Below are 1,214 nucleotides of genomic sequence, written 5' to 3' on the forward strand. Positions count from 1 at the left end.
GTGTTCGAGAAGGTCAACGAGGACATCCCGCTCGAAGGGCTGAACTGGTTCTTCGATCACGCGGAAACGATCACCGAGAAGTCGATGGACCGGATTGCCGCGCTCGGCGGCGGCATCGCGGTGCAGCACCGGATGGCGTACCAGGGCGAATATTTCGTCGAGCGCTACGGCGCGCAAGCCGCGGAGGCGACGCCGCCGGTCGCGAAGATGCTCGCCAAGGGACTCAAGGTGTCGGCCGGCACGGACGCGACGCGCGTCGCGTCGTACAACCCGTGGGTGTCGCTTGCATGGCTCGTGACGGGCAAGACGGTCGGCGGCCTGAGGATGTATCCGCAGCGCAACCTGCTCGATCGCGAAACCGCGCTGCGGATGTGGACCGAGTACGTGACGTGGTTCTCGAACGAGGAAGGCAAGAAAGGCCGGATTGCGGTCGGGCAGCTCGCTGACCTGATCGTCCCGGATCGCGATTTCTTCGCGTGCGCGGAGGACGATATCGCCGGCACGACCGCATTGCTGACGGTGGTCGACGGGAAGATCGTATGGGGCGCGGGGCCGTTCGCCTCGCACGACGCGCCGATCCCGCCGGCGATGCCCGACTGGTCGCCGGTGCGCGAGTTCGGGGGCTATGGTGGCTGGGGCGCGACGCAGCGCAACGGCGCGCCGCTGCAACGCGCGGCGGCCGCTGCGATGTGCGGCTGCGCGAACGAATGCAACGTTCACCAGCATGCGCACGCGGGCGCGTGGGGCCGCACGTTGCCGACGTCGGACGCGAAGGGTTTCTGGGGCGCGTTCGGTTGTTCGTGCTGGGCCGTCTGACATGACGACGCGCTCCGTCTACGGCACCCCCGCGTGGGTCCGCGCGCTGCTGTCGCAGCCGTGGGTCCTGCCGCTCTCGCGCCTCGCGCTGGTGTCCGCCTATTTGCTCGGCGGCGTCGCGAAGGCGCTCGACTTCCCCGGCGCGGTCGCGGAGCAGGCGCATTTCGGCCTGCAGCCGGCCGCGCTGTGGGCAGCGCTTGCGATCGCGGTCGAGATCGCGGGCTCGCTGTGCGTGGTGTTTCGCCGCTTCACGTGGCTCGGCGCCGGCAGTCTCGGCATGCTGACGCTCGTCGCGATGGTCGTGGCGAACGATTTCTGGAACCGTTCGGGAGCCGAACACTTCATGGCGCTCAACAGCTTTTTCGAGCATCTCGGGCTGATCGCGGCACTCGTGCTCG

Annotated in this window: 2 protein-coding genes; both read left to right on the top strand. The window is 68.4% G+C overall.

Annotated features, from left to right (window positions below):
- Nucleotides 1-816 (top strand): amidohydrolase family protein (locus JMF90_RS37810; RefSeq protein ID WP_201326416.1); only part of this gene is annotated, 816 nt, incomplete at its 5' end.
- A 1-nt stretch (nucleotide 817) separates the two neighbouring features.
- On the top strand, nucleotides 818-1,214 hold a 397-nt coding region (locus JMF90_RS37815), incomplete at its 3' end, for a DoxX family protein (protein ID WP_201326417.1).

It is taken from the genome of Burkholderia sp. E168m23 (assembly GCF_016586125.1).
GTDB classification, from domain to species: domain Bacteria; phylum Pseudomonadota; class Gammaproteobacteria; order Burkholderiales; family Burkholderiaceae; genus Burkholderia; species Burkholderia orbicola.